Origin of the sequence: Pontibacter populi (assembly GCF_019336435.1) — a bacterium.
Classification (GTDB): domain Bacteria; phylum Bacteroidota; class Bacteroidia; order Cytophagales; family Hymenobacteraceae; genus Pontibacter; species Pontibacter humidus.
The window spans coordinates 789,448-804,596 of sequence record NZ_JAHWXQ010000002.1; the positions used below are offsets into that span (position 1 = coordinate 789,448).

Annotated in this window: 15 protein-coding genes; 10 read left to right on the forward strand and 5 right to left on the reverse strand. The window is 46.2% G+C overall.

Features of this window, described 5'->3' with window-relative positions:
* Nucleotides 1–147: 147 nt before the first annotated feature.
* The 3 genes from KYK27_RS09930 (at nt 148) to KYK27_RS09940 (ending at nt 3,351) form a co-directional block, all read left to right on the forward strand.
* Nucleotides 148–990: a 1,4-dihydroxy-2-naphthoyl-CoA synthase gene (locus KYK27_RS09930; protein ID WP_162426992.1), complete on the forward strand. Its 843-nt coding sequence runs from the start codon at nt 148–150 to the stop codon at nt 988–990.
* A gap of 153 nt (nt 991–1,143) precedes the next feature.
* Nucleotides 1,144–1,965 carry a DUF4349 domain-containing protein gene (locus KYK27_RS09935; RefSeq protein ID WP_219337360.1) on the forward strand — a complete coding sequence of 274 codons (822 nt, stop codon included), beginning with the start codon at nt 1,144–1,146 and terminating at the stop codon, nt 1,963–1,965.
* 345 nt (nt 1,966–2,310) lie between these two features.
* Nucleotides 2,311–3,351: a hypothetical protein gene (locus KYK27_RS09940; RefSeq protein WP_199109864.1), complete on the forward strand. Its 1,041-nt coding sequence runs from the start codon at nt 2,311–2,313 to the stop codon at nt 3,349–3,351.
* Between the two features lie 120 nt (nt 3,352–3,471).
* On the opposite strand, the gene KYK27_RS09945 is transcribed toward KYK27_RS09940, so the two are convergent.
* Complete coding sequence (locus KYK27_RS09945) at nt 3,472–4,671, reverse strand: class I SAM-dependent RNA methyltransferase (RefSeq protein ID WP_199109865.1); 1,200 nt, start codon at nt 4,669–4,671, stop codon at nt 3,472–3,474.
* 280 nt (nt 4,672–4,951) lie between these two features.
* Between KYK27_RS09945 and murB the strand changes: the two genes are divergently transcribed.
* The 3 genes from murB to KYK27_RS09960 all read left to right on the forward strand — a co-directional run bounded on the left by murB (nt 4,952) and on the right by KYK27_RS09960 (nt 7,212).
* The gene (gene murB / locus KYK27_RS09950) at nt 4,952–5,968 is read left to right on the forward strand and encodes a UDP-N-acetylmuramate dehydrogenase (RefSeq protein ID WP_199109866.1); all 1,017 of its coding nucleotides are present in this window, start codon (nt 4,952–4,954) and stop codon (nt 5,966–5,968) included.
* 242 nt (nt 5,969–6,210) lie between these two features.
* Nucleotides 6,211–6,633 carry a lipocalin-like domain-containing protein gene (locus KYK27_RS09955; protein WP_199109867.1) on the forward strand — a complete coding sequence of 141 codons (423 nt, stop codon included), beginning with the start codon at nt 6,211–6,213 and terminating at the stop codon, nt 6,631–6,633.
* Between the two features lie 162 nt (nt 6,634–6,795).
* Nucleotides 6,796–7,212, forward strand: coding sequence for a hypothetical protein (locus tag KYK27_RS09960; RefSeq protein ID WP_199109868.1), 417 nt, complete (start codon nt 6,796–6,798; stop codon nt 7,210–7,212).
* Nucleotides 7,213–7,280: 68 nt separating this feature from the next.
* Here the strand turns inward: KYK27_RS09960 and KYK27_RS09965 are convergent, their stop codons facing one another.
* Nucleotides 7,281–9,680 carry an endonuclease MutS2 gene (locus tag KYK27_RS09965; RefSeq protein ID WP_199109869.1) on the reverse strand — a complete coding sequence of 800 codons (2,400 nt, stop codon included), beginning with the start codon at nt 9,678–9,680 and terminating at the stop codon, nt 7,281–7,283.
* Nucleotides 9,681–10,008: 328 nt separating this feature from the next.
* Between KYK27_RS09965 and KYK27_RS09970 the strand changes: the two genes are divergently transcribed.
* The 4 genes from KYK27_RS09970 to chrA are packed head-to-tail and all read left to right on the forward strand — an operon-like array spanning nt 10,009 to nt 13,010.
* The gene (locus tag KYK27_RS09970; protein ID WP_199109870.1) at nt 10,009–10,464 is read left to right on the forward strand and encodes a YhcH/YjgK/YiaL family protein; all 456 of its coding nucleotides are present in this window, start codon (nt 10,009–10,011) and stop codon (nt 10,462–10,464) included.
* 9 nt (nt 10,465–10,473) lie between these two features.
* Nucleotides 10,474–11,010 (forward strand): energy transducer TonB, encoded by a 537-nt coding sequence (locus KYK27_RS09975; protein ID WP_199109871.1) that lies wholly within the window; start codon nt 10,474–10,476, stop codon nt 11,008–11,010.
* 40 nt (nt 11,011–11,050) lie between these two features.
* The gene (locus KYK27_RS09980) at nt 11,051–11,890 is read left to right on the forward strand and encodes a sulfurtransferase (protein WP_199109872.1); all 840 of its coding nucleotides are present in this window, start codon (nt 11,051–11,053) and stop codon (nt 11,888–11,890) included.
* Nucleotides 11,891–11,894: 4 nt separating this feature from the next.
* A complete protein-coding gene (gene chrA / locus KYK27_RS09985; RefSeq protein ID WP_199109873.1) occupies nt 11,895–13,010 on the forward strand; it encodes a chromate efflux transporter in 1,116 nt (371 codons plus the stop codon).
* 27 nt (nt 13,011–13,037) lie between these two features.
* Here the strand turns inward: chrA and KYK27_RS09990 are convergent, their stop codons facing one another.
* The 3 genes from KYK27_RS09990 to fabD form a co-directional block, all read right to left on the reverse strand.
* A complete protein-coding gene (locus tag KYK27_RS09990) occupies nt 13,038–13,340 on the reverse strand; it encodes a hypothetical protein (protein WP_199109874.1) in 303 nt (100 codons plus the stop codon).
* Between the two features lie 7 nt (nt 13,341–13,347).
* Complete coding sequence (locus KYK27_RS09995) at nt 13,348–14,163, reverse strand: CPBP family intramembrane glutamic endopeptidase (RefSeq protein ID WP_199109875.1); 816 nt, start codon at nt 14,161–14,163, stop codon at nt 13,348–13,350.
* A 92-nt stretch (nt 14,164–14,255) separates the two neighbouring features.
* Nucleotides 14,256–15,137, reverse strand: a complete 882-nt coding sequence (fabD, locus tag KYK27_RS10000) for an ACP S-malonyltransferase (RefSeq protein ID WP_199109876.1) — start codon at nt 15,135–15,137, stop codon at nt 14,256–14,258.
* Between the last annotated feature and the right edge of the window lie 12 nt (nt 15,138–15,149).

The following is a 15,149-nucleotide window of genomic DNA, read 5'->3' on the forward strand; positions in this document are numbered from 1 at the left end:
TGGGCCGGAGGCACAACTATAGCACGTCACGAGCGAAGACGCTCGCGCCATAGCTGATAACTATAGATTATACTGCTTTTATAAGCTACTTAAAACCATTTGAGCCAAACTATAGAATACCTTACCTTTGGGGTAAATAATTGAGATATGAGCAAAGCAAATTGGAAAACCGTTAAGGAATACGAAGATATAACCTACAAAAAAGCAGACGGCGTAGCCCGAATCGCTTTTAACAGACCAAATGTGCGCAATGCGTTCCGTCCTAAAACAGTGTTCGAGCTTTTCGATGCATTTCTGGATGCCCGTGAAGACACAAGTATTGGTGTGGTGCTACTTTCTGCGGAAGGCCCGTCTACCAAAGATGGCGTGTATAGTTTCTGCAGTGGAGGCGATCAGAATGCCCGTGGTTTCCAGGGGTATGTGGATGAAGGTGGTATTCCGCGTTTGAACATTCTGGAAGTGCAGCGCCTGATCCGTTTTATGCCGAAGGTGGTGATTGCCGTAGTACCAGGCTGGGCAGTTGGTGGTGGCCATAGTTTGCACGTTGTCTGCGACCTGACCCTTGCCAGCAAAGAACACGCGATCTTTAAACAGACCGATGCCGACGTCACCAGTTTTGATGGTGGTTATGGTTCGGCTTACCTGGCTAAAATGGTAGGCCAGAAACGTGCCCGAGAGATCTTTTTCTTAGGCCGCAACTACTCTGCCCAGGAAGCTTACGACATGGGTATGGTAAACGCCGTTATCCCGCACGACGAACTGGAAGACACAGCTTACGATTGGGCACAGGAAATACTGGCCAAATCACCAACCTCTATTAAAATGCTGAAGTTTGCCTTTAATGCTACCGACGATGGCATGGTAGGTCAGCAGGTTTTTGCCGGTGAAGCAACCCGCCTGGCCTATATGACCGAGGAAGCTAAAGAAGGTAGAAATGCATTCCTGGAGAAGCGTAAGCCAAACTTCAAGAATATTCCGTGGATATCGTAACACACCTGCCCCTCTGAGAAGGGAATTTGCTAAAATTACAAAAGCCTGCTACTTTAACTGTGGCAGGCTTTTGCTTTATAGGGTGCTCCAACGCTGTGGGTTTAAAGTATCCCTAACTCACACATTTACTGTAGGGTTACCTTCTTATACTTTGTGCATAAACAGGAAACCAACCTTAACATTATGCGCCTAACCCTGTACTTTTTGTTTGCTCTTCTGCTTTTAGGCAGCGTAAGTTGCCAATCTGGAATGGAGGCTGAAGAAATGGATTCATCCGTAGCTGCCCTGGAAATTACACCTCCTCCCAATCTTTCAGACCGTAAAATAAAAAAGGAAGCAACTATACGCTTTCAGGTAAAAGATCTTGCGGAAAGCAGTACTAAAATAGAAGCCCTTTTAGAAAAGTATGGCGCCACCATTACCAATAGCCAGAACTATAACCAGGAAGAAAGTATAGAGGCCAGCTATACTATAAAAGTTGCGCCTGAAAAGTTAGATGACTTATTAAAAGCTATACAGGCCGAAAGTATTTTCCTGGATAATAAAACCGTTACCGCCGACGACGTAACAATGCAGTACGTGGATGTGGAGGCCCGGATAAAGGCTAAACAGGCAGTACAACAGAAGTACCTGGAACTGCTTACTAAAACCAGTAAAGTATCAGAAATACTTACGATCGAGGCCGAGTTACAGAAAGTGCAGGAAGAACTGGAGTCGGTTCAGGCACAAATGAAGGCATTGCAACAGCAGGTAAACTATAGCACCATTAACTTAACGATGTATCAGTTGGTGCCAGCTTCTTACTCCGATCGGACCAATTTTACAACCCGGGTTACATCCGCATTAAATGGTGGCTGGCATCTCTTTAAAGACCTACTGGTTGGAGTAGTCTACCTTTGGCCTATCCTCATCATAACTATAGCAGTGTTCTTCCTTATCCGTTGGTATAAGAATAGGCAAAGAAGTATAGTTTAGCTATTCGAGGCCTTTAAACAAAAGCCCGGTTAAAGTATGATTATTTACTTTAACCGGGCTTTTACTTTAAGCCATTCCAGTCATTTCATTCTCTCCGCAGGAGCAATATCATTATAAAGAAAGCAGAGCAGGTAGACCACGTTTACCTGAACATCTATAGTTGATTTAATGCCACGACCGCACAGTTCGGTAAGATTTAAAAAACCTAAACTATAGTTTGTTTAGAGCGGGCTCAAAGCCGGCCACTCATTTCTGACTATAAGTAAACGCTACCCGTCTTCTATCCTGTATACTCAAAATTAAAACATATATTTATAGCTATATTTAGCCTATACATCCCTTAATATGAGAAACAACTTATTACTCCTTGCCCTGTTTACACTGTTCACTACAACTGCCTTTGGCCAGATACAATCTGCGCAGGGCAAGCTAATACTTACAAATGGGCAGGAACTGAATGGTACTATCACACATTTCTATGATCTACCGTCCGAAATCATACTGCTGGCACCTGACAACACCAAGCGCAACCTGTTACCTGCCGAGGTTGCTGAAATACAGCTCTCTGACAGCAGGCGTTTCCTGTTGCGGGACCTGAATTCTGAGCGACTTGTGTTTCAGTTGCTGATCGGGTCTGAAAAGTTGATCCTGCTGAAGCGTGAAACACCCTCTCCTGAGTTTTACATCGCTAAAGAAGAACAGCTACACAAACTTGAAAACAACGAAGAAACCCTGCTGGTAAACGGGAAAAGGTACAAAAAGGAAGATAACAGTTATATAGGCATCCTTAACGTACTGATGCACGACAGGCTTGATCTGAATGAGAAAATACACAAAGAGCAGGACCTTACTGCCCTGGTACTGGCATACACCAGCGGGAATGTAACCTACTATTACCAGCCTGATGCGAAACTGGAGCGTAAACCGTATTGGGTTGCTTATGCCCAGTATAGCAACTACTACAGAGACGAAATAACAACCGGGCATTCCTTTGGTTACCAGGCAGGGGCACAGTATTACTTCTCATCCGCCGGTCGTAACTCGCTGCGTTTTGGACTGGACTATGGTAACTATACTTTTGAAAGGGCTGACATCAAAACTTACATGTTAACTATAGCTTACCAGTATGATTTTGTGAAGACAAGTAAAATGAATGCTTACCTGATGGCAACGTTCTTTGGGTTTGGATACTCCGAATATCATGACCTGGAAAGAAATGAAGATCAGGACGTATATGGGGCAGCTATCCGGATAGCCCCCGGCTTAGGCTTTGAATACAGAAGCACCGAAAAACTATCGTTGTACGCCGAGGTAAATGAGCTCTTTGTGATCGAGGGCTTGCCGAAAAACTATAGCCTGGGCATTAAATATGCGTTTAGGAAGTAAGTAACAAGTTTCTACAATACCTAAGCCTACTAAGAAGCCCACACTTATAGTTATTAATAAAACAATAGAGCGCCCAGCTAAAGGCGCTCTATTGTTTTGTACATAGTAAAGCTTAATTTTTTAACTATTACCTTCTTCTCCCCTTTTACTGCCACCGTATAGTTCGTACTTCAGCAGGCGGCAATCTATGGCGCCGTTATAAAGTGGGGTGCGGCGTGAGGCGCGCAGGCCAATACTTTTAGCAGCGTCCAGGTTACCGGTAAATACAAAAGCATCAAATCCCTGGTAATTGTTCTTCAGCGTATCGCCGATGTTCTTATAAAGTAAGTTGATGTCGTCAGACAGGATTCGCTCGTTGTAAGGCGGGTTCATTACTAAAACACCTTGCTCGGTTGGAGCGTTGGTTTTAAAGAAATCCGCTTCTTCTACTTTAATTACATTCTCCAGGCCTGCGTTAGCAATGTTGGTGCGGGCAGCTTCCACGTAATCCGGGTCAATGTCATAGCCGATGATCTCAGCCTGCGGTTCTTTCTTTTCTTTGGCTTCGGCAGTGCGCCACACCATTTCAAAAAGCTCTTTGTTATATTCTTTCCAGTTCTCAAACCCGAATGGGTCCCGACGGAAAAGGCCGGGTGCAATGTTCTGTGCCATCATAGCTGCTTCGATCAGAAAAGTACCGGAACCAGCCATCGGATCTATCAACGTAGACTTTCTATCCCAGCCGGAAAGCGAAATAATGCCAGCTGCCAGCACCTCGTTTAGCGGAGCCACGTTGGTCTGCAAACGATAGCCACGGCGGTGCAGCGAATCTCCCGAAGAATCTAAGGAGAGCGTGACCATGTTCTCGTGCATGTGCAGGTTCAGGCGTATATCCGGGCGAATACGATCCACGGAAGGGCGCTCGCCGGTCTTTTTACGGAACTGGTCAACTATAGCATCTTTGGTAAGCTGGGCCACAAAAAGTGAGTGCTCAAACGTAGAATGGCTAACCACCGCATCAATGGCAAAAGTCTGGTCCAGGTCAAAAATTTCAGACCAGTTGGTTTTCTGTACCTGCTCGTACAGGTCATCTTCGTTACGGGCCTTAAAATTACGGATCGGCTTTAAAATACGAATGGCCGTACGGCACCACAAATTAGCTTCATACAACTGGCGCAGATTGCCGGAACAAGACACCACGCGGTTCCCAACCTTTATATACTCCATGTCGAGCGCACGCAGTTCTTCAGCCAATACTTCCTCCAGGCCTGCAAGCGTGGTTACACTTATGTTAAAGTTCTCGGTTGGTTTCTGCTTTTGCTTCGGTTTCGGTCTGTGCATGATCTATCGTTTAATACTGCAAAGGTACTGTTTAATTGCTGATTGTTGAATTGCTGATTGTTGTTTGCACAAGGTTTAAGCAACATTGGAAAGAAATCCAATCTGAACTGATGCAACTCTATTGTTAAAGTTACCGCACGTACAGCTACTACTTGATCCATAGCAGGGGTGCAATGTATTGTATCTTCAAAGATCTAAATCTTTGTTTTATGACTGTATCAACAATTTAACAATTCAACAATCAACAATTTAGATTTATCTTTACGGCAAATACAAGCCTATGAAAATGCAGTCTGATTTTTCGCTTAAGCCTTATAATACCTTCGGAATTGATGTAAAAGCCAGGCTTTTTGCATGCTTCAACAGTGTGCAGGAGCTACAGGAGCTGTTGCAGATGCCGGAACTAAAGCAGGAACAGAAACTTATTCTGGGTGGCGGCAGCAACCTGCTATTCACCAAGGATTTTGATGGTGTGGTATTGCAAAATGGCATAAAGGGCATTGAGATCATTCGTGAAGATGAACACCATACGTATGTGAAAGCCGGTGGCGGCGAGGTGTGGCATGCATTTGTATTATATACGCTGGAGCATAACCTGGGCGGTGTAGAGAACCTTTCTTTAATACCAGGTACAGTGGGTGCCGCGCCTTTGCAGAATATCGGGGCCTATGGTGTAGAACTGAAAGATGTGTTTTATGAACTGGAGGCAGTTGAACTGGAAAGCGGACAGACCCAGGTTTTCACGAACGAGGACTGCCGCTTTGGCTACCGCGAAAGTGTTTTCAAGAACGAGCTGAAAGGCCGGTTTATAGTTACGTCGGTTACGTTCAGGCTGCACAAGACGCACAAGCTTAACACGAGCTACGGCGCCATAAAAACAACCCTGGAAGAGATGAACATTACGCAGCCAACCATACAGGACGTGAGCGCTGCTGTGTGTCATATTCGCCAGAGCAAACTGCCAGACCCTAAACAGATCGGCAACGCGGGTAGCTTCTTTAAAAACCCCGAAATCCCGATTATCCTGTATGATATTCTAAAAGAACAATACCCTGAAATGCCTGCTTACCCGGTGTCGGAGCTAACTGTGAAAGTGCCCGCCGGCTGGCTGATTGAGCAATGCGGCTGGAAAGGAAAAGTGATTGAGAACTATGGCGTGCACAAAAACCAGGCACTGGTGCTGGTAAACTATGGCGGCGCATCCGGCGACAAAGTCCGCCAGCTGGCTTTCGATATCATCCAGTCCGTAAAAGAGAAGTTTGGGATAAGCCTGCACCCCGAAGTTAATATTATGTAAGCTGCACTTAACAGCAACTACATTTAGAAGCCATCCTTGTGCCCTGAACTCAGGCCAAAGTATGGCTTTATAGTTTAACCAATTTGGGGCTACATCCGTATTTGCATCATTAGCTGGCAGTTCCGGTTAACGCTAATCACTATCGTATTTCTCTTTATACCGTTGGGCTTGCCTGTTTAAACCATAGCCAGGGAAGCGCTTATCCCTGACCCTGATTTCCATTTAACTCAAAATTAAAACATATGAAAAAACTAAAATTCCTGAGCTATTTATTTGCCGCCCTGTTAATGGTTACAACTGTGAGCTGCGATGACGATGATGACGATTCTGTACCGAATAACACATCACTGCTGACTGCAAGTGAATGGACAGGTGATAAGGTTTATTTCCAGGGTATGGATGTAACTAATAATCCGCTGTCTCCTATAGACGTAAAAAATGTTAAAATCACTTTCATGAGTGATGGCACCTATAGTGGGCAGATTGAAGGAATATCACAGAGTGGGACATGGGAATTTAATCAAACGGAGACCCAGATCATTATGGATAAAGGCACCGATGATGAGCTTATAGTGGATGTAAAGAAGCTTACTTCAACTGAATTATGGGCTGAAGGTGAGTTTGCAGACTTAGGTGAAGATGTTGAGATCAGGTTCGTACACTAACAATAACGACAGTATTTAAAATATAATAAAGGGCTCCCATCGGAGCCTTTTTATTTTAATATATAAAAATGGTGCATCAGCACATCAAAATCATAACATATTAAGTAAAAGCATTACAATCCAGCAATAAAACAAATCAGTTTTACTTTATACATACAGGTTATGAACAGATTTCAACTACGCTATTTTTTATGTCTCCTAGTGCTTCCATTTTTACTGGCAAGCTGTGGAAAAGATGACGACGATGATGTATCGCCTAATGTAAGCATGCTGACTGCTGGCGTCTGGGAAGGTAGTGCCATAATTATTGAAGGAGAGGATGTTACTGCTGATATTTTGGAGAGCGATGGTTTTGACTGGACGCTGTACACCACCGAATTTGAGCGTGAGGGCACCTATAATGAAAGTTATGACGGCGATCCCCAGATTGATGGTAAATGGGAATTTCAGAACAACGAAAGGATTATTGTTTTTGAAAAAGGAACTGACGATGAATACTATGTGGTAGTAGCCAAACTGGATGAGGATGAGCTGTGGTATGTGCAGGAAGGCGTAGAATTCCGTTTTATGCGGCGATAGAGCACATCAGAAAACAAAAGAGGCTCCCAATAAAGGAGCCTTTTTTGTTGAGCTATAGTTTATAGTTGCTATTTCAGAACAGCCAGTGTAGCGCCATCGCCACCGCGTTCTTCTGCTTCACTGCCCAGGCTGGCCACTTCCGGCACCGAGTACAGGTAATCGCGCACTACCTGGCGCAGTATACCGTTGCCCCTGCCGTGTATGATCTTAATCTCCGGAATGCCCAGCATAATGGCTTCATCTGTAAAGTTCATCACTTTGTTCAGCGCGTCTTCGGCGTACTCGCCCCGTATGTCTATCGTGTTTCCGAAATCCGCCATGCGTTGCGTAATGTTCATGCCACGGGTGTAGCCTTCTTCGGCTTTGGCGGCTGCTTTTTTCTGCTTGGCCACCTGTGCTTCCACACGTTCCAGGTTATCGATCTTAACTATAGTTTTAAGGCCGCCAAACATCACTTCAGCTGTCTTGCCTTTCAAGCTTACAATCTTGCCCACCGAGTCCTGACCGATAAGCCCTACGTTGTCGCCTTCTTTAAGCGGACCACTCGCAGTGATGCGTTTATGTGCCGGACGCGGTTCTTCTTTACGCACCTGCTCGTTGGCAAATGTTTCGAGGTCGCGGCGGGCTTCTTTGGTCTTTTCTTTTTCGGCCTGGGTCTGCTTAATCTGCTGTATGGTTGCTTCTATTTTCTGGTTCGCATCCTTTAACAGTAGCTTGGCTTTGCCTTTGGCTTCGCGCATTACGTCCTGCTTGCTCTCCTCCAGGAAGTTCTTCAGGTCGCTGTATTCTTTTACATTGCGCTTCAGTTTCAGTTCCAGTTTGGTGGCTTCGGCTAGTTTCTTTTCCAGCTCCTGCTTTTCGGTTTCCAGTTCTTCCAGCAAGCGGTCGTATCGAATTTTGTCTTTACCAACCAGGCTGCTGGCCTTGTCAACTATAGCTTTCGGCAAACCAATTTTACGCGCGATCTCAATGGCGAATGACGAACCCGGCTTCCCGATCTCGAGCTGGTAAAGCGGCGCCAGGTTTTTATGGTCGTAGCGCATGGCTCCGTTCACAATGCCTGGGGTTTTTTCGGCAAAGTTTTTCAGGTTGGTATAGTGCGTGGTTATCACACCGTATACTTTACTGTTATTCAGCGTCTGTAACACGGCTTCGGCAATAGCTCCACCCAGCACCGGCTCTGTACCTGTACCAAACTCATCAATCAGCACCAGGCTTTTGCTGTCCGCTACCGTCACAAATTTCTTCATGTTGGTCAGATGCGAACTATAGGTACTCAGGTCGTTCTCGATAGATTGCTCATCCCCGATGTCGATGAAAATATCATGGAAAATACCGGCTTCGGAACCGTCGGCAACCGGAATCAGCATGCCGGTTTGCAGCATATACTGCACCAGGCCTACCGTTTTTAAGCTTACCGATTTACCGCCCGCGTTTGGCCCTGAGATCAGAAGTATGCGCTGCTCGCGGCTAAGCTCCAGGTCCATGGGTATAGTTGGTTTGCCCATCTGTTTATGCGACAAATACAGCAACGGGTGTATGGCCTGCTTCCAGGCAATATGCGGATACTTATGCAGGGTTGGCATAGTTGCTTCCACACGTCTTGCAAACGCTGCCTTGGCCCTGATAAAGTCCAGCAAACCTAAATACTGATACGCCTTGCGCAGCTCTGGTATGTGGTGGCGCAGCGTATTGGTCAAGCTTGTTAAAATACGGATCAGCTCGCGGTGATAGGCATTCTCCAGGTCCTTGATATCGTTGTTGAGTTCGAAGATAGATTCCGGCTCAATGTAAACTGTTTGGCCGGTATTCGACTCATCGTGGATCAGGCCTTTGATGCGGCGCTTGTGTTCGGCTATAACCGGAATCACCAGACGGCCTCCGCGTATAGTTGGCTCTACATCGCCGGGAGTCCAGCCTTCGTTTTTAGCGTGGCGGATAATAGAGTTAATGGTTTTACGCAGTACTGCCTGCTGCGCGATCAGGTCACGTTTGAGGCGCTGTAGTTCAGGAGTCGCGTCATCGCGCACGGCACCGGCATCATCTACTACTTTATCTAAGGCAGCTATGAGCGAGCGCTCAACAGATACGTCAGCACCCAATGCTTTCAGGGCTTCAAACTTCCCTTCTTCGGTGCCCGAAATAAAGCGCTGCGAATCGCGGATGGTACGCAACGACATTTTGATCTCGAAGAACTGAATCACGTCCAGGAAAGTACCTGGAATAGCGGCTCTGTCGAGGTAAGCAGTTACGTCAAAATAGTGACTCAGCGGAATCTCAGCGTCGGACTCCAGCAGTTGTTTAAATTCGTTGGTTTGTTGTAGCAGTCGCTGCACCAGGTCGTGACGGTTCAGAAACTGCATGCGGTTTACAAACTGGCGGCCCAGGGAACTAAGACAAAGCTCCGAAAGCATTTCGCGCACCTGTGCAAACCCGATCTTTATTTCAAAATTTTCTGGATAGATCAATTGTTATCTCTTAATTTAAGGCAAATTTAGCATTTTATAACAAGTTTAAAGGGGTGTTTCGTTCGATGTAGCTACACTTTCTGACAAAGGATTTTTCAGACTTTTAGACAAAGGACTATTTGACAAAAGATTAAAGAGTTTTGGTCAAAAGGTCAGTGACACGTCCCTAGCTGGCTAACGCGGACAAGGATGTCCGCAGCAGTTATAGTTCCGGACAAAGAAGTCCGAAACAGCAACATAGAATTAAAGGTCCTTTGTCCTTTTTAACGAAGTCTTTTGTCAACATTTTAACTCCTAAACTCACAAACTCTTAAACTCATTAACTAAAATGGTTCTCGATAAACTATCCAATGCCGACCGCTACGTTTGTATGCACCCGCTTTTTGCGCAGGCTTTTAAATTTTTACAGGAAACCGACCTGGCAACTATAGCCACCGGCGTGCACGAAATTGAAGGCAAAAGGCTGTTCGCTATTGTTTCGGAAGCAGCAGGCGTTACCAAAGACAACTATAAACTGGAAGTGCACCGCAAGTACATTGATATACAATACGTAATATCCGGCACTGACCACATGGGCTGGAAAGACCTGGCTCTTTGTGCCGAACCAAACGACCCTTATAACGAAGAACGCGAAGCTGCTTTTTTTCCGGATAAGACGGATAACTGGTTTGATGTTCCGGCAGGGTCTTTCACTATTTTTTACCCGGATGATGCGCATGCCGCCATGGTGACTGGAGAATCTATAGTTCGGAAGGTGGTGTTGAAGATTGTGGTGGAAAAATAAGTATAACCAATGAAAAAGAACCTCATACTAGCAGCCCTTTTACTCCTGGGTTCTGGCTGTGCATCCCTTAAAAAAACTTCTAATTTCACATCTGATGATCTGAGTAGTGATGAACTGGCAAATCTGGATAACCTGGAACCGCCTATGGAAATGATTATGGTAGAAGAGTTGCCTCCGCCGCCAAGTGCAGATCAATATTCTTCTCCGGAAAAACAAAAGGCGAATGCATTAGCAGATACCACGGTATACTTAAGTTCACAACTAGAAGTGGGTCCCCAACTATACTATAACGGCCAGAATTTAGCTTTTTATTTAGAGGAACAAGTAAACAAAGCCAAAGCTGAAATAAAGGAAACAGGAGCTGTAACTATAAGAGCTGTAGTGGAGCGCGATGGCTCTTTAACTAACCCTGTACTAGTAAACTCAGCTTCAGAAGCACTTACAAAACACTCTCTAGCTATAGTTAATCAAATGCCGAAATTTCGTCCGGGTTCCTTAAACGGTTATCTCAAACGCGCTTATGTAACAATGTATTTTACCTGGTAGAAAAAGTCCGCCCGCTAACTAGCGCTAACATTACTTCCTTATGAAGTCACTAATCAACTCTCCGGAGCTGGCAACCATCATTTCAGATGCGAAATTGGTTCTGATTGATGCCCGAACAGGTCCGCAGGCAAAGCAAAACTATAGTTTAGAACACCTGGCTGGGGCGCTTTTTGTTGATCTCGAAACTGACTTAGCGCATAAAGCTAATGATCCTGCTGAAGGTGGCCGGCACCCGTTGCCCAACATTAGTGATTTTGCAAAGTTAGTGGGTGAGTTGGGTATTACCCCGGAAAGCGATGTGGTAGTGTATGATGACAAACAGGGCGCTAATGCTGCTGCGCGTTTCTGGTGGATGTTACGTGCTATCGGGCATACAAAAGTGCAGGTGCTGGACGGTGGCTATGCTGCCGCGCTGGCTGCCGGCGTGCCTGTAAAGTCCGGTCAGGAGGTAACTATAAAACAACCGCCTTACCCGCACACCACCTGGCAATTGCCTACTGCAACTATAGCTGAAGTAGCTAAGGCTACGCATAACCCGGATGCCTTGGTAATTGATGTGCGCGAAGCTGCCCGCTACCGTGGCGAAACAGAACCTATTGATTTAGTTGCCGGCCATATCCCGGGTGCCGTTAACATTCCTTTTGCGGGTAATCTCTCCCCTGATGGTTCCTTTCTCCCTCCTGCTGTGCTGCACACTAACTATAAACAGGTACTTGGCAAGCGTAAACCGGGCGATGTGATCGTACATTGTGGCTCCGGTGTTACTGCCTGCCATACCTTACTGGCCATGGAGCAGGCCGGACTGGGAATTCCAAAACTTTATGTAGGTTCGTGGAGCGAATGGTCGAGAAGTGGTCGGCCCATAGCTACCGAACTATAGTTGCATGCAAACAGAACTAAAAGAGCTTACAAAGCTATTCCTAAAACTGGGTTTTATCGCTTTTGGTGGACCGGCAGCGCACATTGCCATGATGCAGGATGAAGTGGTTGTAAAACGGCGCTGGATGAGCGAGCAGCACTTCCTGGACCTGATAGGCGCCACCAATCTCATACCCGGCCCGAACAGTACCGAGCTGGCCATCCATATTGGTTACGACCGGGCTGGCTGGCGGGGCTTGCTGGTGGCTGGTCTTTGCTTTATACTGCCGGCCGTGTTCATTACGGGGTGCTTTGCCTGGCTTTACAAAAGCTACGGGCAGTTGCCGGAGCTGCAGCCTTACCTGTATGGCATTAAGCCGGCCATTATCGCTATTATACTTGCTGCTGTTTTCCCGCTGGCTAAAAAATCACTAAAGTCAGTTACGCTGGGTGTGATCGGGGCTTTGGCTTTAGGCCTGGCTATAGTGGGTGTAGGCGAGATTTATGTACTGTTCGGAGCCGGTTTTGTAGCACTGCTGCTTGCCCTACTCCGCCAGAAACACCTCCCGACCAAACTGCAAAGTATAGCTATAGTTCCGCTTTGGCAAGTGGCCGTTGCTGCCAGCAACACCAAGCTGTTCTTTATCTTTCTGAAGATCGGGGCAATACTTTACGGCAGCGGTTATGTGCTTTTTGCCTTCCTGGATACCGAACTTGTTTTAACCGGGCTTCTGACCAGACAACAACTGATTGATGCCATTGCCGTGGGGCAATTTACGCCGGGTCCTGTCTTCTCGTCGGTTACATTTATTGGCTATCAACTTAATGGCTGGAGCGGTGCGGCTGTGGCAACTATAGGTATTTTTCTGCCTTCGTTTGTGTTCGTGGCCCTGCTTAAACCAATGGTAAAGTACATGCGCAACTCGTCTTTAATGGCTGCTTTCCTGGATGCCGTAAATGTGGCATCGGTGGCAGCTATAGTTGCGGTTTGCTTTGAGATGGGCAAAGACACCATCACCGACTGGCGAACTATAGTTATTGCCCTGGTAAGTGTAGCCATCACCTTCGGCTTCCGGAAAGTGAACAGTGCGCTTGTTGTTATTGGCGGCGCGTTGCTGGGGTATCTTTTAACCATGCTATAGTTGCTTTTAAAACTATAGTTTACGATCCTATACAGTTTCTATAGTTTCATCCACCAGCCCAGCAGCCTTCTCAAAATTTCCATCCGGGAAAAACTCTGCGCTCAATTTAAGAATGGCAAACAGGTGGTTCTTGAGCTTTGCTTCATTTATAGTTTCGCCTTTCAGGGCATCCTGCGTTAAGTGCAGGGCCAGGTCGGCCAGTAATAAACGTCGCTTTTCCAGCCATTCGGGAGTGCCTTTGTAAACAGCTGTTTCCGGGTAAAAAGATTCTACTTTAGCGTGCGCAGCATCAACGAGCTTTAACACTACCTTTCTGTTTTCAGTATTCATCTTTATGTCAGATAAGCTTTGTTTCAGGTAACTCAGTGGCTATTGTTTGTGCAGTTGCCCGAGCTGTAACATTCCTGTTTCGGAGCAGCAGGTACACCAACGGAAGCAGCAGTGCAGTTATAGTTAGCCCTACATACTCATACATAGCGCCGCCGGTAACATTCTCCAGTTTAAAGATTCCCCGACCATCGAAACCGGCCATAACCCGGTACAGCATATTGCTTCCAAAGTGTATGCCTATAGCCATCCAGATGGCATTTGTTTTCAGAACTGTATAGGCTAAGGCAAGGCCAAGTATGGCAGAGAAAAGCATATTCTGCCAGCCAAAGCCTTCGTTCCAGAAATCATCTGCAACATAAAGCACTGTCGTTACCAGCATAAACCATTTCAGCAGGTTCTCTTTTTTAAGATAGGCAAACCAGTAGCCCCGGATCATGATATCGTTTATAGCCGAAACCAGCAACATTCCCAGTAGCGCTTGTGCCAGCATCCCAACTATAAATCCGGTATCCATCAGGCCTGTTACATCAAACTTACCTAAGCTATAGTATATAAGGTATTTCAGTGCCCAGACAGTGGAACCAACCAGAAAACCGATTCCCAGATCGCGCATCCAGCCTTTTTGCATCGGCAAGCCAAAACTGTTCACTCCTTTTAGTCTCAGCAGGTAGCGGGCAACTAAAAAGGCAAGCAAAAAGAACCCGCCAGCATACCCCAGCCACGGTAATACGTCCAATTGGATCAGTTTGGGGATGCCGTTGAAATACAGGTTGAGGAGTATAAACCCGATGATCCAGAGCAGTAGGGAAATCTTATTTTTCATAGTTGATGAGGTTGCAGGCGAGCAATTTAAACAAAAAGTCCTTCCCTGAAAATAGCAGGAAAGGACTTTCTTATTTTATAGTTAACTATAGTTTACTCTACAGAGCTCACTTCGGCGTTACGGTCGATTTTCTTTACCAGACCCTGTAATACTTTGCCTGGTCCGCACTCTACAAAATGCGTTGCGCCGTCGGCAATCATCTGCTGTACCGACTGTGTCCAGCGAACCGGAGCGGTTAACTGCTTTATCAGGTTTTCTTTTATCTCGGTTGGTTCAGTATGCGGCATGGCATCCACGTTCTGGTAAACCGGGCAGATCCCCTTGCTGAAAGTTGTTTCGTTTATCGCTTTTGCCAGTTCTTCTTCGGCTGGCTTCATCAGCGGCGAATGGAACGCTCCGCCTACAGGTAATGGTAACGCACGCTTCGCTCCTGCTTCTTTCATTTTCTCACAGGCGATCTCGATGCCTTTGTTAGAACCTGAGATAACCAGCTGGCCCGGGCAGTTATAGTTGGCAGCCACTACTACTTCACCTTCTATAGACGCACAAACTTCCTCTACTTTCTCATCTTCCAGACCCAAAATAGCCGCCATAGTCGATGGATTTGCTTCGCAGGCTGCCTGCATCGCCAAAGCTCTTTTTGATACCAGTCTCAGGCCATCTTCAAAGCTCAACACTTTGCTTGCTACCAGCGCTGAGAATTCGCCCAGTGAGTGACCAGCTACCATATCCGGCGCAAAATCGTTGGCAACAGCTGCCTGCGCTACAGAGTGCAGGAAAATAGCCGGTTGCGTAACTTTAGTTTGCTTCAGCTCCTCGTCGGTGCCGTTAAACATGATCTCGGTGATGTTGAAGCCAAGGATCTCGTTTGCTTTATCAAACAGTTGCTTTGCTACTTCGTGCTGCTCGTACAGGTCCTTGCCCATACCTACAAACTGAGAACCCTGTCCCGGGAAAACGTATGCTTTCTTCATTCTTATTTTTAA

Excerpts from the sequence above, each read along its gene's own strand:
- KYK27_RS09945 (WP_199109865.1), bottom strand. The coding sequence starts at position 4,671 with ATGCACAGACCGAAACCGAAGCAAAAGCAGAAACCAACCGAGAACTTT.
- chrA (WP_199109873.1), top strand. The coding sequence starts at position 11,895 with ATGCAAACAGAACTAAAAGAGCTTACAAAGCTATTCCTAAAACTGGGT.
- fabD (WP_199109876.1), bottom strand. The coding sequence starts at position 15,137 with ATGAAGAAAGCATACGTTTTCCCGGGACAGGGTTCTCAGTTTGTAGGT.
- KYK27_RS09960 (WP_199109868.1), top strand. The coding sequence starts at position 6,796 with ATGAACAGATTTCAACTACGCTATTTTTTATGTCTCCTAGTGCTTCCA.
- KYK27_RS09980 (WP_199109872.1), top strand. The coding sequence starts at position 11,051 with ATGAAGTCACTAATCAACTCTCCGGAGCTGGCAACCATCATTTCAGAT.
- KYK27_RS09995 (WP_199109875.1), bottom strand. The coding sequence starts at position 14,163 with ATGAAAAATAAGATTTCCCTACTGCTCTGGATCATCGGGTTTATACTC.
- KYK27_RS09930 (WP_162426992.1), top strand. The coding sequence starts at position 148 with ATGAGCAAAGCAAATTGGAAAACCGTTAAGGAATACGAAGATATAACC.
- KYK27_RS09940 (WP_199109864.1), top strand. The coding sequence starts at position 2,311 with ATGAGAAACAACTTATTACTCCTTGCCCTGTTTACACTGTTCACTACA.
- murB (WP_199109866.1), top strand. The coding sequence starts at position 4,952 with ATGAAAATGCAGTCTGATTTTTCGCTTAAGCCTTATAATACCTTCGGA.
- KYK27_RS09970 (WP_199109870.1), top strand. The coding sequence starts at position 10,009 with ATGGTTCTCGATAAACTATCCAATGCCGACCGCTACGTTTGTATGCAC.
- KYK27_RS09990 (WP_199109874.1), bottom strand. The coding sequence starts at position 13,340 with ATGAATACTGAAAACAGAAAGGTAGTGTTAAAGCTCGTTGATGCTGCG.
- KYK27_RS09955 (WP_199109867.1), top strand. The coding sequence starts at position 6,211 with ATGAAAAAACTAAAATTCCTGAGCTATTTATTTGCCGCCCTGTTAATG.
- KYK27_RS09975 (WP_199109871.1), top strand. The coding sequence starts at position 10,474 with ATGAAAAAGAACCTCATACTAGCAGCCCTTTTACTCCTGGGTTCTGGC.